General features: G+C 61.4%; 20 protein-coding genes, 1 tRNA gene and 1 riboswitch. Of the genes, 13 read left to right on the top strand and 8 right to left on the bottom strand.

Features of this window, described 5'->3' with window-relative positions; genetic code table 11:
- Positions 1-184 precede the first annotated feature (184 nt).
- Positions 185-586 (top strand): (deoxy)nucleoside triphosphate pyrophosphohydrolase, encoded by a 402-nt coding sequence (locus FBAL_RS03620; RefSeq protein ID WP_013344219.1) that lies wholly within the window; start codon positions 185-187, stop codon positions 584-586.
- Here FBAL_RS03620 and FBAL_RS03615 read toward each other — a convergent pair.
- Entirely contained in the window at positions 583-2,229 is a 1,647-nt protein-coding gene (locus tag FBAL_RS03615) for a methyl-accepting chemotaxis protein (protein WP_013344218.1), read from the bottom strand. The two genes, FBAL_RS03620 and FBAL_RS03615, sit on opposite strands and share 4 nt — an antisense overlap.
- A gap of 215 nt (positions 2,230-2,444) precedes the next feature.
- On the opposite strand from FBAL_RS03615, the gene FBAL_RS03610 reads away from it, so the two are divergent.
- Positions 2,445-3,347: a 1,4-dihydroxy-2-naphthoyl-CoA synthase gene (locus FBAL_RS03610; protein WP_013344217.1), complete on the top strand. Its 903-nt coding sequence runs from the start codon at positions 2,445-2,447 to the stop codon at positions 3,345-3,347.
- Between the two features lie 58 nt (positions 3,348-3,405).
- On the opposite strand, the gene FBAL_RS03605 is transcribed toward FBAL_RS03610, so the two are convergent.
- The 3 genes from FBAL_RS03605 to FBAL_RS03595 all read right to left on the bottom strand — a co-directional run bounded on the left by FBAL_RS03605 (position 3,406) and on the right by FBAL_RS03595 (position 7,017).
- Positions 3,406-3,480: transfer RNA gene (locus FBAL_RS03605), tRNA-Gly, on the bottom strand.
- 98 nt (positions 3,481-3,578) lie between these two features.
- On the bottom strand, positions 3,579-5,738 hold the full coding sequence (locus tag FBAL_RS03600; RefSeq protein ID WP_013344216.1) for a S46 family peptidase: 2,160 nt from the start codon (positions 5,736-5,738) through the stop codon (positions 3,579-3,581).
- Between the two features lie 94 nt (positions 5,739-5,832).
- Complete coding sequence (locus tag FBAL_RS03595) at positions 5,833-7,017, bottom strand: aromatic amino acid transport family protein (RefSeq protein WP_013344215.1); 1,185 nt, start codon at positions 7,015-7,017, stop codon at positions 5,833-5,835.
- Between the two features lie 370 nt (positions 7,018-7,387).
- A riboswitch (yybP-ykoY riboswitch) is annotated at positions 7,388-7,499 on the top strand.
- Positions 7,500-7,599: 100 nt separating this feature from the next.
- On the opposite strand from FBAL_RS03595, the gene FBAL_RS03590 reads away from it, so the two are divergent.
- Entirely contained in the window at positions 7,600-8,157 is a 558-nt protein-coding gene (locus FBAL_RS03590; protein ID WP_013344214.1) for a TMEM165/GDT1 family protein, read from the top strand.
- A gap of 70 nt (positions 8,158-8,227) precedes the next feature.
- Entirely contained in the window at positions 8,228-8,854 is a 627-nt protein-coding gene (locus tag FBAL_RS03585; RefSeq protein WP_013344213.1) for an esterase/lipase family protein, read from the top strand.
- A 10-nt stretch (positions 8,855-8,864) separates the two neighbouring features.
- On the opposite strand, the gene FBAL_RS03580 is transcribed toward FBAL_RS03585, so the two are convergent.
- Together FBAL_RS03580 and FBAL_RS03575 are read right to left on the bottom strand one after the other, a co-directional pair.
- The gene (locus tag FBAL_RS03580) at positions 8,865-9,104 is read right to left on the bottom strand and encodes a YgjV family protein (RefSeq protein WP_013344212.1); all 240 of its coding nucleotides are present in this window, start codon (positions 9,102-9,104) and stop codon (positions 8,865-8,867) included.
- A gap of 244 nt (positions 9,105-9,348) precedes the next feature.
- Positions 9,349-10,908 (bottom strand): AbgT family transporter, encoded by a 1,560-nt coding sequence (locus tag FBAL_RS03575; RefSeq protein ID WP_013344211.1) that lies wholly within the window; start codon positions 10,906-10,908, stop codon positions 9,349-9,351.
- Between the two features lie 233 nt (positions 10,909-11,141).
- Between FBAL_RS03575 and FBAL_RS03570 the strand changes: the two genes are divergently transcribed.
- The 6 genes from FBAL_RS03570 (at position 11,142) to serA (ending at position 16,457) form a co-directional block, all read left to right on the top strand.
- On the top strand, positions 11,142-11,591 hold the full coding sequence (locus FBAL_RS03570) for an Hsp20 family protein (RefSeq protein ID WP_013344210.1): 450 nt from the start codon (positions 11,142-11,144) through the stop codon (positions 11,589-11,591).
- 138 nt (positions 11,592-11,729) lie between these two features.
- The gene (rpiA, locus tag FBAL_RS03565) at positions 11,730-12,389 is read left to right on the top strand and encodes a ribose-5-phosphate isomerase RpiA (RefSeq protein ID WP_013344209.1); all 660 of its coding nucleotides are present in this window, start codon (positions 11,730-11,732) and stop codon (positions 12,387-12,389) included.
- 80 nt (positions 12,390-12,469) lie between these two features.
- Positions 12,470-13,006: a glutathione peroxidase gene (locus tag FBAL_RS03560; RefSeq protein WP_013344208.1), complete on the top strand. Its 537-nt coding sequence runs from the start codon at positions 12,470-12,472 to the stop codon at positions 13,004-13,006.
- A 163-nt stretch (positions 13,007-13,169) separates the two neighbouring features.
- Entirely contained in the window at positions 13,170-14,561 is a 1,392-nt protein-coding gene (locus FBAL_RS03555; RefSeq protein ID WP_049779627.1) for a coniferyl aldehyde dehydrogenase, read from the top strand.
- Position 14,562: 1 nt separating this feature from the next.
- Positions 14,563-15,123, top strand: coding sequence for a TetR/AcrR family transcriptional regulator (locus FBAL_RS03550; protein WP_013344206.1), 561 nt, complete (start codon positions 14,563-14,565; stop codon positions 15,121-15,123).
- A gap of 104 nt (positions 15,124-15,227) precedes the next feature.
- Entirely contained in the window at positions 15,228-16,457 is a 1,230-nt protein-coding gene (gene serA / locus FBAL_RS03545) for a phosphoglycerate dehydrogenase (protein ID WP_013344205.1), read from the top strand.
- 38 nt (positions 16,458-16,495) lie between these two features.
- Here the strand turns inward: serA and FBAL_RS03540 are convergent, their stop codons facing one another.
- Positions 16,496-17,851, bottom strand: coding sequence for a 4Fe-4S binding protein (locus tag FBAL_RS03540; protein ID WP_013344204.1), 1,356 nt, complete (start codon positions 17,849-17,851; stop codon positions 16,496-16,498).
- Between the two features lie 7 nt (positions 17,852-17,858).
- The gene (locus FBAL_RS03535; protein ID WP_013344203.1) at positions 17,859-20,045 is read right to left on the bottom strand and encodes a TonB-dependent hemoglobin/transferrin/lactoferrin family receptor; all 2,187 of its coding nucleotides are present in this window, start codon (positions 20,043-20,045) and stop codon (positions 17,859-17,861) included.
- A gap of 309 nt (positions 20,046-20,354) precedes the next feature.
- Between FBAL_RS03535 and FBAL_RS03530 the strand changes: the two genes are divergently transcribed.
- The 3 genes from FBAL_RS03530 to ygfZ all read left to right on the top strand — a co-directional run bounded on the left by FBAL_RS03530 (position 20,355) and on the right by ygfZ (position 22,083).
- A complete protein-coding gene (locus tag FBAL_RS03530) occupies positions 20,355-20,891 on the top strand; it encodes a GNAT family N-acetyltransferase (protein WP_013344202.1) in 537 nt (178 codons plus the stop codon).
- Positions 20,892-20,941: 50 nt separating this feature from the next.
- Positions 20,942-21,121, top strand: coding sequence for a DUF3187 family protein (locus FBAL_RS19850; protein WP_083771153.1), 180 nt, complete (start codon positions 20,942-20,944; stop codon positions 21,119-21,121).
- Positions 21,122-21,198: 77 nt separating this feature from the next.
- Complete coding sequence (gene ygfZ / locus FBAL_RS03525; protein ID WP_013344201.1) at positions 21,199-22,083, top strand: CAF17-like 4Fe-4S cluster assembly/insertion protein YgfZ; 885 nt, start codon at positions 21,199-21,201, stop codon at positions 22,081-22,083.
- Positions 22,084-22,088: the final 5 nt, after the last annotated feature.

Below are 22,088 nucleotides of genomic sequence, written 5' to 3'. Positions count from 1 at the left end.
ACATGACAGTCTTGTGTCAAAGCTTCAACTCGATCCAAGGGGTTAAAACGACACAATATCGGGATAAAATCCCCGCCATGCCCGATGCCGGGACAGAATGACGCAACCAAATCGCAACATTCTCCAAATACCCCGGCTGGCTCAGAATATTAGTGACTATTTACAAACGTCCGTGAGTTTAACGATGTCCGCAAAACCGATTGAGGTGGTGGCTGCCCTGCTGATGCACCAGGACCAGCTGCTGATCGCCCGCCGCCACCCTGACCGCGATCAATCCGGCTGGTGGGAGTTTCCCGGCGGCAAAATTGAACAGGGTGAAAGTCATCAGCACGCGCTTGAGCGCGAGCTTGAGGAGGAGTTGGGAATTGAGGTGTCCGTGCAGGCGCACATCGCCACCCACACCCATGACTACGGCGATAAGGTGGTGCGCCTGTACGGCTATTGCTGCTACTGGACGCCACAGAACATCACCCTGACCGACAGCCACGATGCCATCCAGTGGTGCCAGCCAGAGCAGGTGGCGATGGACGGTCTGGCGCCAGCCGACCGTCCCCTGTTGCAGGCGCTGCTGAACGCCCGCGTTTAAGCCAGCTGGAAACGCCGCAGCTGGGATTCCAGACGCTCAGCGTTGTCGTGCAGGCCGCTGGCCACAGCCTGTCCGGTCTTGGCATCGTCCGCCACCTGGTCACCCAGTTCACGGATCTGGCCCACCGCGTGGTTGATCTCCTCAGACACCTTGCTCTGCTCTTCCGCTGCAGTGGCGATCTGGGCGTTCATGCCATTGAGTTCACTCAGTTGCTGACTGATCTCCGCCAGGGTCTGGCCCGCTTCCCGGGTCTGATTCAGGCCACGCTGACTGCCCGCCTGGCCGGCGCCCATGGCGTCCACTGCATCCTGGGCGCCCGCCTGCAATTTATCGATCATCTGCTGGATCTCACCGGTGGCCTCCTGAGTCCGAAGCGACAGGCTGCGTACCTCGTCCGCCACCACGGCAAAGCCCCGGCCCTGTTCACCCGCCCGGGCCGCTTCAATGGCGGCGTTCAATGCCAACAGGTTGGTCTGGTCGGCAATGTTGCGGATCACATCCAGAATGCCACCAATCTCCAGGCTCTCACTGGCCAGACGCGACACCGCCTCTCCAGCCTGATTCAGGGTCTGATCCAGCGTCTCCAGATCGCCGATGGTCTGGTTGAGGATCGCCTGACCGTCACTGGACTTCTGGTCCGACAGGGCCACCTGGTCAGCAGCGTGCTGAGCATGGCGGGCCACCTCCACCACCGACGTGGTCATCTGTGACATGGCGGACGCCACCTGGTGAGTCTGATCCCGCTGGATCTGCGCCCGCGCCACGTTCTGCTCACCAACCCGCTCCAGCTCTTCACAGGCCAGGCTGACCGCATGGCCACTGTGTTCGACCGACTTCAGCAGGCTACTGAGTTGCTGCTGCAGGGCATTGGCATGACGGGCCAGATCGCCCATCTCATCGCCCCGATCCAGGGTCAGGGTGGTACGGAAGTCCCCTTCGGCGAGGCGCCCCAGGAAACGACGGATCTGTTCTGTGGGCAGCACCACAGCACGCATGGCCAGGGTGCGCCCGCCCCAGACAAACAGCACCATCAGGACACCGATCACCGAGCCCCCCACCAACAGCGTCTCTTTCACCGCCACAGCCACCGCCGCCAGGTTAGCCTCGCGCTTGGCCTCCATCGCCTCAGCCAGGCTCAACAGTGCCTGAGTCGGGGCCCGATCCAGGCCGCGCACACTGGCATCCACCTCGGTCAGCGCCGCGCCCTCAGCCAGGGCCTGGGCGCCGCGTTGGTATCCGGCAAACAGGGCGGCATGGTCACGCCGGAAACGGGCAATCTCACTGGCTTCAGTGTTCATTCCCAGTGCCGTCAACTCCTGCGCCAGTTTGTCGGCATCACCCTGCAGCTGAGCCTGGTGGACCTCCACCTTGCGCCAGTAATCGGTGGGGACCCGACCCCGAAGCAGCAGGTTCTTCCACTCCTGCACCTGAGTCTTAAAGCCGTTATTGAGGGCGTAGACGCCGTTCTGTGCGGCTTTTTGCGCGGCCATCTCTGCCTGAAAATGGCTGGCCACCTGCATCTGGGCCACCAGCATCAGGGCAAAGGCGCCGCCAATCAGCCCCATCCCAAAGATAAAGACGCCCACCAATTTGGTGCGGATCTTAACCCGCTCCAGCGGTTTGACTACCCACCGTTCGAACATGCACTTCCCCTGTAGTACCGCTTTAATGATTCTCCGGATGCCATAGCAACACCCCGGTTCACTCAGGCTGTCATAGTACTGTAACTGTCTGGTCAAAAGACAGTTCCTGACCGGTCAACGGTACGATCCAGCGCCCGATACCCATTCGGCAGTGTTGACGCCAAACCGCCAACTCCCTAGCCTTTTGGGCATCCTAACTGCCATTGGCTGGAATCATGACTGACACCAAGCGCCACATCTTCAATCCTGATCTGTGGGACCAGGTCCCGGGTTTCGACTTCGAAGACATCACCTACCACCGTGCCAAAGACCAGGGTACCGTGCGCATCGCCTTTAACCGCCCGGATTGCCTCAACGCATTCCGCCCCAAGACCGTGGATGAGCTGTTCACCGCCCTCGACCACGCTCGTCAGTGGTCTGACGTTGGCTGTGTGCTGATCACCGGCAACGGTCCGTCGCAAAAGGGCCAGTGGTCCTTCTCCTCCGGCGGCGACCAGCGCATCCGTGGCAAGGATGGCTACAAATACGAAGGCGCCGAAGCCGGTACCGCGGATCTGGCCCGTATGGGTCGCCTGCACATCCTTGAAGTGCAGCGCCTGATCCGCTTTATGCCCAAAGTGGTGATTGCGCTGGTGCCCGGTTGGGCGGTTGGCGGCGGCCACAGCCTGCACGTGGTGTGCGATCTGACCCTGGCTTCGCAAGAGCACGCGGTGTTCAAACAGACCGACCCGGACGTGGCCAGCTTTGACTCCGGCTACGGCTCCGCCTACCTGGCCAAGATGATTGGCCAGAAGCGCGCCCGCGAAATCTTCTTCTGCGGCTTTGATTACAGTGCACAGGAAGCGTTTGAGATGGGCATGGTCAACAAAGTGGTGCCCCACTTTGAGCTGGAAGAGGAAGCCCTGCGCTGGGGTGCGGCGATCAACTCCAAGTCCCCCACCGCCATGCGAATGCTGAAGTACGGCTTCAACCTGCCGGACGATGGCCTGGTCGGCCAGCAGCTGTTTGCCGGCGAAGCCACCCGCCTGGCCTACGGCACCGAGGAGGCTCAGGAGGGCCGTGACGCCTTCCTGGAGAAGCGTCCGAAGGAGTTTGGTAAGTTCCCCTGGCACTACTGAGGGGCTGGCCACAGGCACAAAAAAACCGACTCTGTTGAGTCGGTTTTTTTTGCGAATCTGGAGCGGCTAGTGGGAATCGAACCCACATCACAAGCTTGGGAAGCTTGGGTAATGGCCATTATACGATAGCCGCGTCAGGCGTTTACTTTATGCAACTGCTGGTAGCGAATGCAAGCGACAGCCTCCCGACTGCCGCTTCTTTATTCAGCCAGCGCCGAATCCCGACGGGATTCAGTCGACGATCTCCATCTCATCCAGCAGGTTTTCAGCACCGTCGAGGTACTTCATCACCCACAGCATGTAACGGCTGTCGACGTGAATGGAACGATTCAGTTCCGGGTTGTAGGCCCAGTCACCGGTGATGCTCTCGTATACGCCATCAAACAGCAGGCCCACCAGTTCCGCACGACCATTCAGGGTCGGGGAGCCAGAGTTACCGCCGGTGGTGTCGAGGTTGGAGAGGAAGTTCACCGGTACCGAACCCACCGCCTTGTCCGCAAACTCACCAAAGCGGCCTTCGGCAATCAGCTCCAGCTGTTTGGTCGGGGCATCAAAGGGCACCACGCCGGTGGCTTTCTTGGCCAGCCCTTCCATGGTGGTGAACGGCGTGGCCACCAGACCATCCTGCGGGCTGTAGCCGCCCACGGTGCCGTAGGTCAGACGCAGGCTGGAGTTGGCATCCGCGTACACCGGGTGACCCTGAGACTGGTTAAAGGCGATGATGGCCGCCATGTAATCCGGACGCACCTTCATCAGCTGCCCTGCCAGATCCTTCTCCTTCTTCTCGTTCGCCATCACGGTGTCATAGTTGGCCACGGCAAAACGGATAAAGGGATCGTTGCTCTGCTCAAACGCCTCCGGCGCTTTGTCGAACCAGGCCAGACGAGCCTCAGCATCGGTCAGTTCGGTGGTGGCGTACATGCTGTCCAGCTTGGTTTTCAGCTTGTCGGCATCCACCTCGGCACCGAGGCCAAATACGCGGTCCAGCACCGGCTCACGCTCGGAGGCCGGCAGTGCCGCGTAACGCAGCAGCAGGTGGTGCAGGATCATCTTATCCACTTCGGCGTCGAAGCGACGATCCATCCGCTCCAGTCCGGCCTTAATGCCATCCCAGTCGCGCTCCTGATAGCCGGACTCACGCTCGAGATCCGGCTTCTGCTTCTCGTTGGCCAGGCGGTAGAGACGCTGGGCCACATTGGTCATCTGGTTGTAGCGCAGGTAACCGAGGATCAGGTCCTTCTCAGCGTGGGCCCACTCTTCGGCCACCAGTCGGTCGAGCTGGTTCATCACGTCACCATATTTGGCAGCGCGATCCCCTTCACCACGGATCCAGGCCAACAGGGCATCCTGCTCCTGCTGCTTGGCCGCCAGCATGCCGGTTTTGGCGTAGCCTTCGATCATGCTCTGGTAGTTTTTGGCGTAGTTGGCCAGACCGGCAAGAGTGCCTTCGTACTTGATGCGGGCGTTGGAACCCGGCTCAGAGTGGGTTTTGATCAGATCGATCAGCTCTTCGCGCAGCACCTTGGCCTGGGGGTAGACGGTCTCGAAGTAGGTCTGCACCTCTTCGGCGGTGCGGTAACGGTTGGTGCGGCCCGGGTAGCCTGCCACCATCACGAAATCGCCATCACTGAGGCCGGCAGCGGACACCTTGAGGAAACGCTTCGGGGTGTAAGGGACGTTGTCTTCGCTGTACTCGGCCGGCTTGCCGTCCGGGCCCACATAGGCGCGGAAGAAGGCAAAGTCACCGGTGTGGCGCGGCCACATCCAGTTGTCGATGTCACCGCCGTACTTGCCCACGCTCAGGGCCGGGGTGTAGCTCAGACGCACATCCTTGATCTCCAGCTCCTTGATCAGGAAGTACTGGGCACCGTGATGGAAGTTGTAGACGTCGCAGCGGGTATTGGGCTCGGCTTCACACTCGGCCACCAGGGCTTTGGTGCGGCCATCAATGGCTTCAGCGTAAGCGGCGCCGGTGAGGGCCGGGTCCACCGCGCCCACCACCTGGTCAGTGACCGGGGTAATGGACTCGGTGATCCAGATTTTGTAGCCGGGAACCGGCAGCTTCTCATCGGCCAGGGTCTTGGCCAGGAAACCGGTTTCGAGGATGTTGTCTTCCTCGGTGGAGTGGTACTGAATGGCGCCGTAACCACAGTGGTGGTTGGTCACCAGCAGGCCTTTGGGCGACACAAATGACGCGGTACAGCCACCGAAGTTGATCACCGCATTCATCGGGAAAGCGGTCAGGTCGGTCATGCTGTTGGCGTCCATCTCCAGGCCCAACGCCTTCAGTTCGTCCGCCAATGCCGGCAGTTGATGGGGCTGCCACATCCCCTCATTGGCACTGGCGCCCAGCGGCAACAGCAGAGCCAATGTACTCATCCATTTTTTCATTATGATCTCCGAGTTCCTTGCGGGCACGACACCCGTCGCGCCCGCGAGAGTAACACGAAGATCAATATGTGGTTAACCAGCCAGACACATCTGATTACATTGCTGTGGCCAGCTGGGCGCCCATAACGGTCAGTCCACCCACCAGCGCCAACGCCAGCGCCGGACGACCACCGGCCACCTGGTACCCCTCACTCTGGCCGCGCAGACGATGGGCCATGGCCACCGGCAGCAGCACCATCAGCACCACCAGCGGCAGTGCAGCAAACCCCAACACCGCGACAAACCCCTCCGGCAGGTAGATGGCCAGAGCCAGCGGTGGCAGGAAGGTCAGCAGCCAGGTCTGGCCGCGGCCGGATACGGTGCGGTCGCGACGGCACAGCTCCGCCAGGTAGTCGAACAGGCTCAGGGTGACGCCGAGGAAGGAGGTCAGCAGAGCGAGGTCAGCAAAGGCGGTCAGCACCTGGCCCAGCCAGCCGGACTCCGGGCTTAGCGCCTTAACCAGGCCAGCCAGCGCATCGCCCTGACCCAGCGCACTTTGCTCGGAGGGGCTCAGCGGGCCCAAAGCGGCCAGCAGCCACAGGCTGTAGCAGGCCAGCGGCAGGGCGGACCCCACCAGCAGCGCGGTGCGCAGGGTTTTCACGTCGCCATCGAGGTAGCGCACCAGCGGCGGGATGCAGACGTGGAAACCGAACGAGGTGATCATCACCGGAAGCGCTGCCACCCAAACACCGCCATCCTGAGCGGCTTTGGCCAGGTTCACCATCAGGTTGGCGCCCTCGGCCTGGGGCAGCAGGGTCAGCAGTACGGCCACCAGCGCGACCATTTTCAGGCCGAACAGCACCCGCACCAGCCGGTCTACTGACGCCATGCCCAACAGCACTACGCCCCCCACCAGCACGGTAAAGATGGCGGTGGCCACCGCCGGAGGCAGAGTGAGCCAGGGAGCCAGTTTCAGGCTGAGGAGCGAAGCGCCACCGGTCAGGTAGGCCGCCGTCAGGGCGTACAACAGGGCCAGCATGGCAAAGGCACCGATGCCCTGGGCCATTGGCCCCAGCACCTGGCCGGTCATGCCGTGCAGGTTCACGTCCGAACCCACTTTCAGATTCACTTCCATCACCAGCAGGGCGCAGTAGCCGGACAGCGCCCAAACGGCGGTCATCAGGGCCAGTGCGGGCCAGAAGCCAATGGCGGCGGTGGAGATGGGCAGGGCCAGCATGCCTGCCCCAATAGAAGTTCCCGCCACAATGAGGGTGGCACCAATCAATTTACTGCGTGTCATATTGTCGTCGTTCGTTATGGGTAAACGTCTGACGTCAGGGCAGGGAATATTGGGGAGAAGGGGAGAGAAGGTTGCGCGTCCGCCACCACACCGTCTTGCCAATTGATCCCCGACCGTCGGTCGGTTTCAATTAGCCCTAATGGCGTCGTGGCTGTGGGGGTTAACTCACACTCGACGATGCCATCAGGGCTGGCAAAATCGAGCGTAATAATACGCTTGGTGGTGCATGAATCATCTCTCGTAAAATGCCCACTCAGGCTATGCCAAGGTGCCTCCCCGCCGCAAGTGCTTTCGCTCACACTTTTTCATCCCACTTCACAATTTCTGAAACGGTTGCTCCGCCAACACCAGCCTGTCTATAATGGCGCCGCCTCGGGGGAGTAGCCTCTCCTTTCACGTTGGCGGCCATCAACATAATTGCTCCGCAGAGCATGGTGGTCGCGGTCCCGGCCCAGGGTTCTCCCCTGCCCGCCTCCGGACTTGGCAAGACTCGCGGCACAATGGCCCGCCCAACAGACGTTCGGGGCGGCGCGTGTCATTGTGCCGTTGAATTGGTCATGCCGCCCCGTCCGACTCTGAAAAATGGAAGCTCTGTTCTCCTCCACCCTGGCGGTGGCGATCGCCGAAATTGGCGACAAAACCCAGCTGCTGGCCTTTATCCTGGCCACCCGGTTCCATAAACCGCTGGTGATCTGCCTGGGCATTCTTGCCGCCACCCTGCTGAATCACGCCGCCGCGGCCTACTTTGGCGCCTGGCTGGGCGAGTGGCTTAATGGCGATCTCGGCCGTTACCTGCTGGCCGGTTCGTTCCTGGCCATGGCCGCCTGGATGCTGATCCCCGATAAAGTGGAAGCCGAGGAGAGTCCGCTCTACCGCTTTGGCCCCTTTGTAGCCACCTTCATCCTGTTCTTCCTGGCCGAGATCGGCGACAAAACCCAGATCGCCACGGTCTTGCTGGCCGCCAAGTACGATGCCATGTGGATGGTGATCACCGGTACCACCATCGGCATGCTGCTGGCCAATGTGCCGGTGGTACTGGCGGGTAAGCTGTCCGCAGACAAGCTGCCGATGGCCTGGATCCATCGCGGCAGTGCCGCACTGTTCGCGGCCTTTGGTCTGGTGACCCTGTTCAGCGTGTAAGTCACGCAAAGTCATGGACGATTTGGCCTGCCCACTGGTAGGCTCAGGCGGACGGTCGAACGGAGGGGTTATGGCGGATAAGGTGATTCTGCTGCATGGGTTGTACATGCACGAGCTGGTGATGTGGCCGCTGGCCCGGCGCCTGAACCGGCTCGGCTGGCAGACCGAGTGCCTCAGCTACAACAGCGTCAGCATCGATACCGAGGCCCTGTTCCACCGTCTCGACCAGGCCCGGCCCGAGGGTCCGGCCTATCTGGTTGGCCATAGCCTTGGCGGCGTATTGCTCCACCGCTACGCCCAGAGCCGCGCCCTGCCGCAAGGCAGCCGGGTGGTCACACTGGGCAGCCCGCTGCAGGGCGCCCTACTGGCGGATCGCCTGGCCCGCTGGCACATCGCCGGAGTGATCGGCAACGCCGGTCACAACGGTCTGTTCTCCGATGGCCCCCGCCGCTGGGAAAACCCGGCGCGGCTGGGCAGCCTGGCCGGCAATGCCGGCTTTGGTTTTGGCCAGCTGCTGGGGGGCATGCCCCCCGATACCGAACACGATGGCACCGTGCTGCTGCCGGAAACCCGTATCGAAGGGATGAGCGATCATGTGGTGCTGCCGGTGACGCACACCAGCATGCTGCTGTCAGAACCGGTGGCGCGCCAGACCAACCACTTCCTCCGTCACGGCGCCTTTGTTCACGACGCCTGATGCATTGCGCCTAGACCTGACTGGCTTCGTGCTGGTAGATCTTCACCAGATAGTAAGCATCAATGAACACAATAAAGCCGTTTACCAGCGCAACCGGGTAGGCACTGATGGCCAGGCCATAAGCGACAAACAGCGCCGCGCCCACCAGGTTCCACCAACGCAGTTTCTTGATGTCGGACATCATCAGGGAGTAGGCCACCACAATGGATGCCGCGTACCCTACCCACTCCCAAACCGTTGCCATCTCCATCCCGTCTCCTCGTCCGCGACTGCGGGTATCTGAAACTCGTTATTAGCATTTTCGTAACTGAACGCCAGTTTGCCTAGGCCGGTGCGGAAAAAGTGCGACCGGGCACCCAAATTTCCGCCTTCGACTCGAACCCTTCTGTTTTTTGCTTTCAGAACAGTTACTCAGGCACATATTTTTGCTCAGGGCGAAAAAAAGGCGGCCCTTTGGCCGCCCCGTTATTCCGGAAAAGAACCGCTATCCAGACTCAGAACCCGAGCGGGATGCCCAAGGCGAAGAAGCCCACCAGCAGGCCAGTCCAGGCGATCAGGAACACCACGGAGTAAGGCACCATCATGGCGATCATGTCGCCAAAGCTGAGGTCCGGCTTGTACTTGCGCATAAAGGCCAGAATCACCCCGGCGTAGCTCATCATCGGGGTGATGATGTTGGTGGAGGAATCCGCCACCCGGTAAGCCGCCGCCACCAGATCCGGCGTCATCTGCGGATTCACCTGATACAGCATCGGCACAAAGATCGGCCCCAGCAGCATCCACTTGGAGGTCAGGCCGCCCACAAACAGGTTGATCAGAGCGGTGGTGAAGATAAAGCCGATGATCAGCAGGATCGGAAACTCCTGCAGCCCCAGCGCTTCGAGGAAACTGGCCCCGAGGTAGGTGACGTAGGTGCCCAGCCCGGAGTAACCCAGCAAACCGAGGAAGTTGTAGCAGAAGAAGGTCAGCACCAGGATGTAGCCCATGGTGTTCATCTGCTTCACCATCGCCTGCACCACATCCTTAAGCGACCGGAACTGGCCGGTGGCGGTGCCAAAGGCCACACCAACCACGGTAAACACCAGTGCAATCAGCAGGATGACGTTATTGAGGTAGGGGGTGACGGTACGGCCACTCTCGTCGACGTAGGGCGCCAACGGACCCAGCGCCAGTGCCGCCACCAGTCCCAGCGCCACCAGCAGGCCCCAGAAGGCGGCCTTCAGGCCACGGGATTCGGCCGGGGTCACGGAGAAATCGGACAGGTCCATCCCCTCCGGCAGCTGGTAATCCATCTTTTCCAGCCGCGGCGCCACAAAGCGTTGGGTCACCCACGCCCCCAGGCCCGCCAGGGCAAAGGTGGAGACGAAGATAAAGTAGTAGTGCATGGTGGCCGGGGTCAGGGTGCGCCCATCGGCAGTCTCAAATGGCACCCCCTGGGATTCGGCAAACACCTGGGCGTTCAGGCCGATGATCACATCCACCGGCGTGGCGGGGATCAGGTTGGCACTGAACCCCGCCGACACCCCGGCGAACGCGGCCGCCATACCGATCAACGGGTTCTTGCCCAAACCGGCGTAAAGCAGGCCCGCCAGCGGCACCAGCACCAGATAGCCGGCGTCGGTGGCGATGGAGCTCATGATGCCGAGGAACACCACCGCCGGGGCCAGGAAACGATCACTCAAACGGGTGCCGAGTTTCTTGATCACCGCGGTCAGCAGGCCGGAATGCTCAGCCACCCCAACCCCCAGCATCACAATCAGGATCACCCCCAGTACGCCGCCACCAAAGCCCAGCCAGTTTTTCAGCAGGGCATTGTCGAACATCCAGCGCACATGCTCAGCGTCGGTCATGTCCTTGATGGTGTGCACCACCGCCCCCCCATCGGTGCCCGGGGTTTCAAAGGTGAGCCCGCCAATAAAAGCGGTCAGCACAAAGCTCAGTGCCAGCAGGCTCATAAAGATGATGACGGGGTCGGGAATGGCTTTACCAATCCGTTCGATAAAGCCGAGAACACCTGACGGTGAAGGTTCCGTAGAGGAGGAGGTTTGGGTCATGGGTTTATCCCTATTGTTGTCCATGATCACTTTTTTGTGTCGACACGCTAACAAGCCCCCCGGCCATTGTAAAACCGAGCGGCCCCCTCTTTACCTTCCCTTACGCGGATCCGCCCATGCATTTTTTTGCCTGTGCCCCTTGAAACCGATTTTGCCGGCCCCAGATCTCTGGCACGGGTGCTCAATGGAGGCCCGTAATTCTCAATTTTGTTGCTCAATAGAGGACACACATAATGCGTACTATCGATCTGACCCCCCTGTACAAATCCGCCATCGGTTTTGACCGTTTCGCCAAGGTGATGGACGAAGCGATGCGTGCCGAACAAGGAGGCTTCCCTCCCTATAACATCGAACTGGTGGAACAGGACAAATACCGAATCACCATGGCCGTAGCCGGTTTCAGCCAAGATGAGCTGGACATTGAAGTGGAGGGTGACACCCTGCGCATCGAAGGCACCAAGGCCAAGGGCGATGCCCCGCGCCAATTCCTGCATCAGGGCATTGCCGAGCGCAACTTTAAGCGCCGCTTCCGACTGGCCGACCACGTCAAAGTGGTGGGCGCTGACCTGCAAAACGGTCTGCTCCACGTTGAGCTGGAGCGCGAGATCCCGGAAGCCCTCAAGCCGCGCAAGATCAGCATCGGCGACAGCGCGCCGAAGGTGATTGAAGCCAAAGCGTCATAAACACGCTCCCCTCCCTGTTCTTGTTGTTTTTTGCCAAGGCTTCGGCCTTGGCTTTTTTGTGTCCGCTCGCAGCGGTGGCGACAGCGCCGCCCAACCCTTCTATAATCGCGGCAAAAAAACGCCCTCTGGAGAACCCTCATGTCTCAAGACGCTCTGAAAAAAGCCGCGGCCCTGGCTGCGCTGGACTACGTAGAACGCGACAGCATTGTCGGTGTTGGCACCGGCAGTACCGTAAACCACTTTATCGACGCCCTGGGCACCATCCGCGACCAGATCCGCGGTGCCGTTTCCAGCTCTGAAGCCTCTACCGAGCGCCTCAAAGCGCTGGGCATCGAGGTGTTCGACATGAACAGCGTCAGCGACCTGTCCATCTACGTGGATGGCGCGGATGAGATCGATCACCAGATGGCGATGATCAAAGGGGGCGGCGCCGCCCTGACCCGCGAAAAGATCGTGGCCTCGGTGGCGCAGAAGTTCATCTGCATCGCCGACGAGAGCAAGCTGGTTAATACCCTGGGTGAGTTCCCGCTGCCGGTGGAAGTGATCCCGATGGCCCGCTCTGCGGTGGCCCGCGCCATCGTTAAGCTGGGGGGTGACCCGGTGTACCGTGAAGGCTGCATCACCGACAACGGTTGCCAGATCCTGGACGTGCACAGCTGGCGCATCACCGAGCCGAAGAAACTGGAAGCGGAGCTGAACAACCTGGTGGGTGTGGTCACCAACGGTCTGTTCGCCATGCGCGGCGCCGATGTGCTGCTGCTGGGCACCGCCGAAGGGGTCAAAACCATCACCGCTTAAGCGGATCAGTGGCCCGGCGGTGATCGTGTTCAGCGCCGGGCACGTTGTAACGGAATCGACGATTGGCAAGGAGCCTCACCATGAAACCGCTACTCCCTCTCCTGCTGCTGGCCAGTGCCAGCGTCTCTGCTGCCCAGTGTCCGGCCTGGCTCGACACCGAAAAGCGCCGCCTGCACTCCAAAGAGAGTGTGAACCTGTGCGAACTGACCGCCAACAAGGCGGTACTGCTGGTCAATACCGCCAGCCACTGTGGCTTCACCCCCCAGTTCAAAGAGCTTGAGGCCCTGCACCAACAGTACGGTGCGGATGGCCTGGTGGTGATTGGTATGCCCTCTGACGACTTCTTCCAGGAAGCGGATGACGAAGCGGAAACCGCCGAAGTCTGTTACCGCAACTACGGCGTCAGCTTCACCATGCTGACCCCGGCAGCGGTTCGTGGCTCCGACGCCGACCCCATCTTTGCCGAACTGGCCCGCCAGGGCGGCGCACCGAAGTGGAATTTCTACAAATACCTGGTGGATCAGGACGGCAAACTGGTGGACTACTGGTCCCCGAAAACCGACCCGAGCGATCCGGAGATCACCGGGGCCATTGAGTCGTTGCTGAACGGCTCCTGAGCAAAATATCAACGGCACCTTGCGGTGCCGTTTTTTGTTCGCTACCTTTAGACCGACCAATCAGTCGAGTATTATTTGAGCACAAGGAGCTTCCGTGAGCGAGCAGACCCACGTCACCGATTCCGCCGTCCAGGAGGACGCCCTGCACTTCCATCCCGGCCAGATGAAGGCCCTGCTGACCCGCCAGCGCGAAGCCTATCGGGCTGAACCCATGCCCTCGCTGGAGCAGCGCAAAGCCAAGCTGGAACTGCTTAAGGCCGCCCTGCTGAACCACAAAGACGCCCTCTGCGATGCCCTCAGCCAGGATTTTGGCCACCGTGCCCAGTACGACACCCTGCTGTCCGACATCATGCCCTGCGTCGGCAACATCGATTACACACTGAAGCGCCTGGGCGGCTGGATGAAGCCCTCCAAGCGCAGCCCCGGACTGCTGCTCAGCCCTGCCAGCGTGACCGTGCACTACCAGCCGCTGGGCGTGGTTGGCATCCTGGTGCCCTGGAACTTCCCGGTGATGCTCTCCATCGGCCCGCTGATCACCGTGCTGGCCGCCGGCAACCGGGCGATGATCAAACTGTCCGAATTTACCCCGGCCACCAATAAGGCGATCCGTGCCCTGCTGGCGGACGCGTTTGATGAAGACGAAGTCGCCGTGGTGGAAGGGGAAGCGGATGCCGCCGCGGCCTTCAGTGCCCTGCCGTTCGACCACCTGCTGTTTACCGGTTCCACCGCCGTCGGTAAGCACGTCATGCGCGCTGCCGCTGACAACCTCACCCCGGTGACTCTGGAGCTGGGCGGTAAATCCCCCACCATCATCGGCCCGGATATGGCGATCGACACTGCGGTGGAGCGGATGATCTGGGGCAAATGCCTCAACGCTGGCCAGATCTGCACCTCTCCGGATTACGTGCTGCTGCCCCGGGCCAAAGTGGACGAGTTTGTCAGCGCCTACTGCACCCGTTTCGCCCGCTTCTATCCCAAGGGCCTGGCCAGCCAGGATTACACCTCGGTGGTCAACGCCCGTCAGTACCAGCGTCTGGTGGAGACCCTCGACGATGCCGTGGCCAAGGGCGCCCAGGCCCTGCCCGCCACCGAGTCCTACCGTGACGACGACGGCCACCGCCTGGCCACCGTGATGCTGACCGGCGTCACCGACGAAATGCGGGTGATGCAGGAGGAGATCTTTGGCCCGCTGCTGCCGCTGGTGCCCTATGACAGCATCGACGAGGCTCTGGACTACATCCAGGATCGGCCCCGTCCGCTGGCGCTCTACCTGATGAGCTTTGACGAAGCCCTGCAGCAGCGGGTGCTGGAGCAGACCCACGCCGGTGGCGTCAGCATTAACGACACGGTGCTGCATGTGGCCGCCGAGGATGCGCCCTTTGGCGGTATTGGTCCCTCCGGCATGGGCCACTACCACGGCCATGAAGGGTTCCTCACCTTCAGCAAAGCGAAGACCGTGCTGAAGCGGGGCAAATTCAACAGCGCCAAGTTTGTCCACCCGCCCTACGGCAACGCCATCCATAAGCTGATGCTCGGCTTCTTCCTGCGTAAGTAATATGAGCAAACGCGAGCAGATCCTCGACACCGCGCTGACCCTGTTTGTGGAACAGGGCATCGCCGCCACCGCCACCGCCCAGATCGCCAAGGTGGCGGGGGTGGCCACCGGCACGCTGTTCCACCACTTCCCCAGCAAAGCGGAGTTGGTGGCGGCGCTCTACCGCCGGGTCAAACAGCAACTGGCCGACGCCATGGCCGCGGCGCCACCGCAAGGCCCGCTGGAACACCAGGCCCAGCAGTACTGGCAACGGGGGCTGGCCTGGGCCCAGGCTCAGCCCCGGGCCCTGCAGTTTCTCCAGTTGGCGGGACTGCAGGGCATGGAGGATCGCGCTCTGCGCCACCAGACCATGAGTGAACTGCTGCCCTTTATCCCGGCCCTGCTGCAGCGGGGTCAGGCCGAGGGGGTGCTGCGCCCGATCCCGGCCGATCTGGCACTGGAGCAGTGCCACAGCCAGTTTATGAGTGCGGCGGCCTTTTTCATCGCCGAGCCGGACAAGGCCGACAACCCCAGCTACCAGGACGCCGCCTTCGGTCTGTTCTGGCGCAGCCTGGCTTATTAACAGAACCAATGACTTGATGCTTCCGCCCTGCAGGCTTTTTCGCCACTTATGCAGGGCATTTGGTATGCTGTTTTCCCCATTTTTCAGGACGCGTTAGGGAAGTCATGGATCAGCTGTCATTCGATAAGAACAAGCTCAAGGTATTGTTGCTTGAGGGGGTACACCCGCAGGCGGAGAAAGTGTTTGCCGAGGCCGGCTACACCCAGGTGGAGTCGCTGAAAGGTTCGCTGTCCGAAGCCGAGCTGATCGAAAAGATCCGCGATGTTCACTTTGTTGGCATCCGTTCCCGTACCCAGTTGAGCGAAACCGTACTGAATGCCGCCGAAAAGCTAGTGGCCATCGGCTGCTTCTGCATCGGCACCAATCAGGTCAGCCTCAGTACCGCCGAACTGGCGGGCATTCCGGTCTTTAACGCGCCGTTCTCCAACACCCGCTCGGTGGCCGAACTGGTGCTGGGCGAAATCCTGCTGCTGCTGCGCGGCATTCCGGAGAAAAACGCTCTGGCTCACCGTGGCACCTGGCTGAAATCCGCCTCCAACAGCTACGAAGCCCGGGGCAAAGTACTGGGCATCATCGGCTACGGCCATATTGGCACCCAACTGGGTGTGCTGGCCGAAGGGCTGGGGATGCGGGTGAAGTTCTACGACATTGAGAACAAGCTGCCGCTGGGCAACGCCTACCAGGTGGGCAGCCTGACCGCGCTGCTGAATGAGGCCGATGTGGTCAGCCTGCATGTGCCGGAAACCGTTGCCACCAAGAACCTGATGAGTGAGCGCGAGCTGGCCGCCATGAAGCCTGGCAGCATCCTGATCAACGCCTCCCGCGGTACCGTGGTGGAGATTGATGCCCTGTGCCACAGCCTGCGCAGCGGCCATCTTGCCGGCGCCGCCATCGACGTATTCCCGGTGGAACCCAAATCCAATGACGATCCCTTTGTCAGCCCGCTGACCGAGTTCGACAACGTCATCCTGACTCCGCACGTGGGGGGCTCCACTCAGGAGGCCCAGGCCAACATCGGCCTCGAAGTGGCCTCCAAGCTGGTGAAATACTCCGACAACGGCTCCACCCTGTCGGCGGTGAACTTCCCGGAAGTGTCCCTGCCCGGCCACTCCGGCACCTCACGCCTGCTGCACGTGCACCGCAACCAGCCCGGCATCCTTATCCAGATTAACCAAGCGTTTGCCGAGAAGGGGATCAACATCTCCGCCCAGTACCTGCAAACCACCCCCGAGATCGGTTACGTGGTGATGGATGTGGACACCAACCAGGCCGACCAGGCGCTGGAGCAGATGAAAAACATCCCCGGCACCATCCGGGCACGTCTGCTGCACTGACAGAAAAGGGCCGGCAGATACCGGCCCTTTCTCTTGGCTCAGTGGCACGCGGCCTGACCCGCCGCCGGCAACGCTACGCCGACCATCCGCAGCAGCAGAAAGAGCCAGACCATGGCATTCAGCCCCAGCCACAAACTCACTTGCTGCCATCGGAACGCCTCCCCCCGGATCAGGGTACCGGCCAGGCGCCAGGCCAACAACGTGCTCCAGCCCACGCCTAGCCAAACCAGCGACGCCAAACCCACCATCCACGGGGAGCCCCGGGATGGCGTCCAGGGCCACGGTGCCCATTGGCCCGGCATCAGTTCCGTCACCCCCGCCCACAGTTGCGGTGCGCCGCGCAGGATAAATGCGACCAGTCCGTGGGAGAGCAACAGGCAAAGCAGCAGAGGCAATCCCGTCGCCGCCATCGCGGGCCCAAGCTGGCGCCAGGGATGACCACTGGCCCGCTGCACGCCCCACAGTGCCAGACCGGTCCAGGCCAGAGTCAGTCCGAGAGTAAACAGCATCAGCCATACTGATGCGCCCCCTCCGCTCCACTCGGCCAGTCGGTTCCAGGGCAGCAGTGGATGCAGAACGCTTCGATCCCAGCGGTGTTCCAGCTGCGAGCCCACCACCACTAAGGCGGACAGCAACACGATGCCCCACCCTTGCACCGGCGTCATATTGACCACCGCCTGGAGACGCGCCGCCCCCTTCAGAGTGCGTGGCCAGCGGGGCGCCAGTTTGACCTCACGGCAGGCACTGACGCAGGCCAGACACAGGTTACAGTCGTTGTGGCGCAGTCGCTCCCGATCGGTGGGGACAGTCAGACAGGAGGGACAGGCTTTCAGGCAGCGGGTATGGCAGCAGTCACCGCACCGGGCCGCACTTCGGTAAGGCCGAAGCGGTGCCAGCCGCCCCATGGTTTTGGCCAGCAGCGCGAAGGGGCAAACGCTGCGGCAGAACGGGGCATCCCGATAGGCCCAGGAGAGCGCCAGACAGACCAACAGGTAACCAGTAAAGAACACCAGCGTAGCGACCAGCGGCAACCGCCCATAGCCCCCGGTGATGCTGTCCACCAGCCAATAGCTCAGCAACAGGGTCAACAGGCTGGTGCCTGCCCACAGCCACCTCCTCGGCAAGCGCGCCTGCCGGCCCCGACGGCTCACCCAGCGGCCCAGCGTGCCCAACGGACAAACCCCACAAAACAGAGGACCAAACAACACCAGGGTGAGCACAGTGAGCAGGGGCCAGAACAGCCCCCAAAACGCTGCGCGAACCACGCCGTCGGCCTGCTCCGGCCAGCCCCACCCCAACACCAGCAACATCAGGAACAGCGTCACGACCGTCCATTGCAGTGGCGCTATCCAGCGACGTGGCTGCGCCGGTGCCTTTGCTTCTCGGTTTGCCATGGCCACCTCAGAGCTGGTACTGCAGTTGGGCGCTGACGTAACGCCCGCTCTGGCTGAAACGATCGATGTTCTGCTGGGGGTCTTCAATGCGTCCCGTCAGGTTGCCATAGAGCCAGTACTGCTCGTCGGTCAGGTTGTGGATGCCAAAACTTAACCGCAGGTCAGACCGTGCCTGCCAGTAACTGGTGAGGTTCATCACGAAATAGGAGGGGGCCGTAAGATTGCCTTCGGTGCCCCAGTCGCTGCCGGATTTCTCCGCCGAATACTTGTTCTGCAGCGCCACTCCCCAGGCCTCGCCGGGGGCATCGTAGGCGAGCATCAGGCTGGCATTAACGGGCGCCACCGTATCCAGTGACTCTCCTGTGAGTCGGTTCTCACCCTCCGACCAGGCCAACCCACCTTGCAGGGAGACGCCCGGCAGTGCTGCCGGTTGCCAGTTGGCTTTCAGTTCGCTGCCGTAGATGCGCACTTCGCCGACGTTAACGGCCTGACGGATCTCCGGGTAGCCGTGCTCAATGATCGCCACCTCGATAAAGTCGCGATAGTCGTTGAGGTAGGTGGCCCATTCCAGCGTGGCGTTATCGCCAATCCAGCGCAGACCCAGCTCGTAGTTGATGCTGTGTTCCGCCTCCAGATCCGGGTTCGGGGCCACGGTGACGTGGGGCAGGTCCAGACGGTAGTAAAGGTCGTACAGCGACGGGGCACGGTACCCGGTGTTCACCGTAACGTAGCCTGACCATTGTGCGGTCATTCGGTACAGCGCCCCCAGATTGAAGGTCAGCGCGTCGCTGTTGTGCTCCGGCAGGTCACTGTCGGGGCGGGCTTCGTAGTGGTCGTAACGCAACCCCATGTCCCACTGCAGGGGCAGGTTGTCCAACTCCAGCTGCTGCTTGGCAAAGAGACCCGTGCGCCAGGCATGGGCTTTGGGCATGGTGGTGGTGCTGCTCTGGTGCTCCCCCGTAGCCAGCTCAATGTCCTCATAGAAGGAGTCGAACTCGCTGCGGATCACCGACACCCCGTAACTGAGTCGCTGAGCCAGGCTGGACCAAAGAATCTCTTTATCAAACTGACTATGCAGCTGCAGGTTGCTGTCCTCACGGTTCCTGACCAGCACACAGCCTTCGAGACAATCGATGTTCTTGGTTCGGTAGTTGTCATTGTCACTTTGAGCCTGTTGCCAGCTCAGTTGCAGAAGACTTTGATCGAACCAATCGAGGTCCGCATGCCAGCGATGCTCTGCGGTCAGGCGCAGTCGCCGTTGTTGCTGCTCCATGCGGTTATCGGTGTAGATGGTGGGCAGGGCGCCGGGCCGTCGACTGGGGATCTCATACCCCTCCATCGACAGCAGGTCGGTGTCGTAATCACGCTGATACAGCTCCGCGGTCAGCGATAACTCATGGTCGCTGTTCAACTGGCTGACGCTTTTGAGCAGCAGGTTATGGCTGCGGAAGGCGGCGGGGTCCGCCTGCCCACGGGTAACCCCAATCACATCGGCCCCGTCATCGTGGGTTTCGGTTTCATGGCCATCCCGGTAGGTGTATATCGCCAGCCCCTGCCAAGCGCCAAAGTCATGCGCCGACTCCACCGTCGACTTAAACTCCCGGTTCGCGCCGTTATAACCAAGAATCACCCCCAGCGCCGAGCGTTGCCCAAGCAGCAGGTCGTCCGGCCGCTTGGTGCGCAGCATCACGGCCCCCCCGATGGCATCGCTGCCGAAGAGGCTCGAGGCGGCGTTCTTGTTGATCTCGATGGCGGTCAGGGTATCGATCTCGATGCCGGTGCCGTACTCGTTGATCACATCAATGTGGGGTGAGTTACCGTTTTTACCGGCATTGAAGAAGATGGGCTGCTCAATGCCGTCAATCAGGACTTTGACGCGGTCATCGGTCATGCCGCGGATATTGAACGCCCCCAGACCAAACTTGCCAATGCCCGACATTTCAACGCCCGGCTCGAACGTGATGGCGTCCTGCAGGTTTCTCGCCATCTGGCGGCGCAACGTGTCACTGTCGATGGCGGCCACACTGCCGCTAACATCGCTGATTGCCGCCGCCTGGCGACTGCCCACCACCACCAGGGTTTCGGTGGCGTCATCGGCATAGACCAGAGCTGGCGCCGCAGCCAACAGGCAGGACAATGCCCGAGCGAGCACTGAGGGGGTGAAAAGGGGCGCGAACGTCCGTTGTAGTTGCATAAAGCCGTATCCAAAATCCGTGAAAAAACGGAGCTGATACTAAAAGCCTTTTGCTTTGTTCAGGTGCGACGGATTGTCGCAGATTTTAATCAAGCCATTATTTTTGAAGGATTTTTCTTGGATCGCTTACATGTAAGTGACGAACTTAACGGATAGCCCTCATCATCATCGCCCCCCTCTGCCCCAACAGCGCCACGATGGCGCCCGGGGATTCGAGCGACAGATACCGAACAGCGAGCCCCATACTGCGGTTGAGAACCGTCACCGGATCGATAGTCCCGATTATCTTTGATAAGTTCGCAATACCCCATGAAGCCTTACACCCTGCTCAGACCGCTGATGACCATTCTGATCGACACCCCGCGCCTGCAGATGCGCCACTTTACCCCGGACGATGCCGATGCCGTGCTGGCGTTCTCGGGCCCGGAAGTCACCCGCTACACCGGCGATGACGGCGCCATACAGAACCTGGACGATGCCCGCCGCGTTATCCGCGAGATCTGGCAGGCGGAGTACCAACGCCACGGTTATGCCCGTTATGCCCTGGTGCACAAGGCCAGCCAGCGAGTCATTGGCTTTTGCGGCCTGAAGTATGAACCCCACCTTGCAGGGGCGGACCTGGGTTACCGCATGCTGCCGGAGTACTGGGGCCAGGGCCTTGGCCGGGAGGCGGCGGAAGCTGCACTGCGCTATGGCCAGCAGGTGTTGGGCCTCGACCCCATCTATGCCGAAGTGGTCGAACAGAACCGGGCTTCACGCCGTATCATCGAAGGGCTGGGCATGGTCTGGTTGTGCCAGTTTGAGGATGCGGGGGAAACCGTTCACCGCTATCGCACTCCGGCTTAACCCGGACTGACCACAATCAAGGCCGTTATTCCGACACCGGCTACAGCCCACTGCTGGAGTACCACGGCTTCAGCGGTGAAGCTGACGAGCTGCTGCTGGCTTACCACGACCACCTCAAGCGGGGCGCGATTGAATTCACCATGATTGAGAGCATCTTCAATATGGACAACAGCACCGACATCGCTTTTACCCTGGCCTACCGTGGCCGAATCGGTACGACGTCCCCCTGACTATTGGCCTGTGGAGGCTGGTTATTTGCCTCCACAGGCGTACAATCCGAGCCAATGTATTCAACCCGGTGACCCTCATGCCCATTGAAATCACTCCTACTCTGGTCCCCCTCTCCAACCTCGGCGTTATCCGCGCTGTCGGCCCGGATACCCAGTCCTACCTGCAGGGTCAGCTGACCTGCAACCTGGTTAAACTGGCCCCTGACGCCTGGACCTGGGGCGGCCACTGTGACCCCAAGGGTAAACTGATTACCGCCTTCCGCCTGACCCGAATTGAAGACGGTGTCCTGATGCTGATGCCCAAGGGCCAGCTCAACCAGGACCTGCCCGCGCTGAACAAATACGCGGTGTTCAACAAGGTGGAGATCAGCGACGCCAGTGCCGACTACAAGGTGTATGGCCTGCTGGGTCAGAACGCCCTGGCGCTGCTGCCCGGTGAAGGCAGCGTCCGTGCCCTCGAGGGTGGGGTTGCGCTGATCGATGGTGAGCGTGCGGTGGTGGTGATGGCGGCAGACGCGTCTCTGCCGGAGGCTCTGGCGGCACTGCCGCAGGAGGCGGAAGCGCTGTGGATCGCCAGCGAGATCGAAGCCGGACGCCCCTGGTTTGACGAAGCACAGTGCCTGGAGTTTGTGCCGCAGATGCTGAACCTGGACGCCATCGGCGGTATCCAGTACGACAAGGGCTGCTACATCGGCCAGGAAACCGTGGCGCGGATGCACTTCCGTGGTGGCAACAAGCGCGCCATGTACGCCCTGTGCGGTGCCCCGGCCGAAGGCGACCTGCAGATGCAGCTGGGTGAAAACTGGCGCCGTGCCGGCACCCTGGTGGCGGAAGCCGATTGGGGTGGCCAGCGTTACATCGCCGTGGTGATGAGCAAAGAGCTGGAGCCGGACACCGCGTTCCGTCGCGGTGAAGAGGTGCAAACCCTGCTGCCCCGCCCCTACCCGCTGTTTGAGCAATAAGGCTC

Origin of the sequence: Ferrimonas balearica DSM 9799, assembly GCF_000148645.1 — a bacterium.
Taxonomy (GTDB): domain Bacteria; phylum Pseudomonadota; class Gammaproteobacteria; order Enterobacterales; family Shewanellaceae; genus Ferrimonas; species Ferrimonas balearica.
This window is presented reverse-complemented; position numbering and strand designations above follow the sequence as displayed.

Bases quoted from the DNA above. Each gene is read 5' to 3' on its own strand.
- FBAL_RS03620 (WP_013344219.1), top strand. From the start codon at position 185: ATGTCCGCAAAACCGATTGAGGTGGTGGCTGCCCTGCTGATGCACCAG.
- FBAL_RS03615 (WP_013344218.1), bottom strand. From the start codon at position 2,229: ATGTTCGAACGGTGGGTAGTCAAACCGCTGGAGCGGGTTAAGATCCGC.
- FBAL_RS03610 (WP_013344217.1), top strand. From the start codon at position 2,445: ATGACTGACACCAAGCGCCACATCTTCAATCCTGATCTGTGGGACCAG.
- FBAL_RS03600 (WP_013344216.1), bottom strand. From the start codon at position 5,738: ATGAAAAAATGGATGAGTACATTGGCTCTGCTGTTGCCGCTGGGCGCC.
- FBAL_RS03595 (WP_013344215.1), bottom strand. From the start codon at position 7,017: ATGACACGCAGTAAATTGATTGGTGCCACCCTCATTGTGGCGGGAACT.
- FBAL_RS03590 (WP_013344214.1), top strand. From the start codon at position 7,600: ATGGAAGCTCTGTTCTCCTCCACCCTGGCGGTGGCGATCGCCGAAATT.
- FBAL_RS03585 (WP_013344213.1), top strand. From the start codon at position 8,228: ATGGCGGATAAGGTGATTCTGCTGCATGGGTTGTACATGCACGAGCTG.
- FBAL_RS03580 (WP_013344212.1), bottom strand. From the start codon at position 9,104: ATGGAGATGGCAACGGTTTGGGAGTGGGTAGGGTACGCGGCATCCATT.
- FBAL_RS03575 (WP_013344211.1), bottom strand. From the start codon at position 10,908: ATGACCCAAACCTCCTCCTCTACGGAACCTTCACCGTCAGGTGTTCTC.
- FBAL_RS03570 (WP_013344210.1), top strand. From the start codon at position 11,142: ATGCGTACTATCGATCTGACCCCCCTGTACAAATCCGCCATCGGTTTT.
- rpiA (WP_013344209.1), top strand. From the start codon at position 11,730: ATGTCTCAAGACGCTCTGAAAAAAGCCGCGGCCCTGGCTGCGCTGGAC.
- FBAL_RS03560 (WP_013344208.1), top strand. From the start codon at position 12,470: ATGAAACCGCTACTCCCTCTCCTGCTGCTGGCCAGTGCCAGCGTCTCT.
- FBAL_RS03555 (WP_049779627.1), top strand. From the start codon at position 13,170: ATGAAGGCCCTGCTGACCCGCCAGCGCGAAGCCTATCGGGCTGAACCC.
- FBAL_RS03550 (WP_013344206.1), top strand. From the start codon at position 14,563: ATGAGCAAACGCGAGCAGATCCTCGACACCGCGCTGACCCTGTTTGTG.
- serA (WP_013344205.1), top strand. From the start codon at position 15,228: ATGGATCAGCTGTCATTCGATAAGAACAAGCTCAAGGTATTGTTGCTT.
- FBAL_RS03540 (WP_013344204.1), bottom strand. From the start codon at position 17,851: ATGGCAAACCGAGAAGCAAAGGCACCGGCGCAGCCACGTCGCTGGATA.
- FBAL_RS03535 (WP_013344203.1), bottom strand. From the start codon at position 20,045: ATGCAACTACAACGGACGTTCGCGCCCCTTTTCACCCCCTCAGTGCTC.
- FBAL_RS03530 (WP_013344202.1), top strand. From the start codon at position 20,355: ATGAAGCCTTACACCCTGCTCAGACCGCTGATGACCATTCTGATCGAC.
- ygfZ (WP_013344201.1), top strand. From the start codon at position 21,199: ATGCCCATTGAAATCACTCCTACTCTGGTCCCCCTCTCCAACCTCGGC.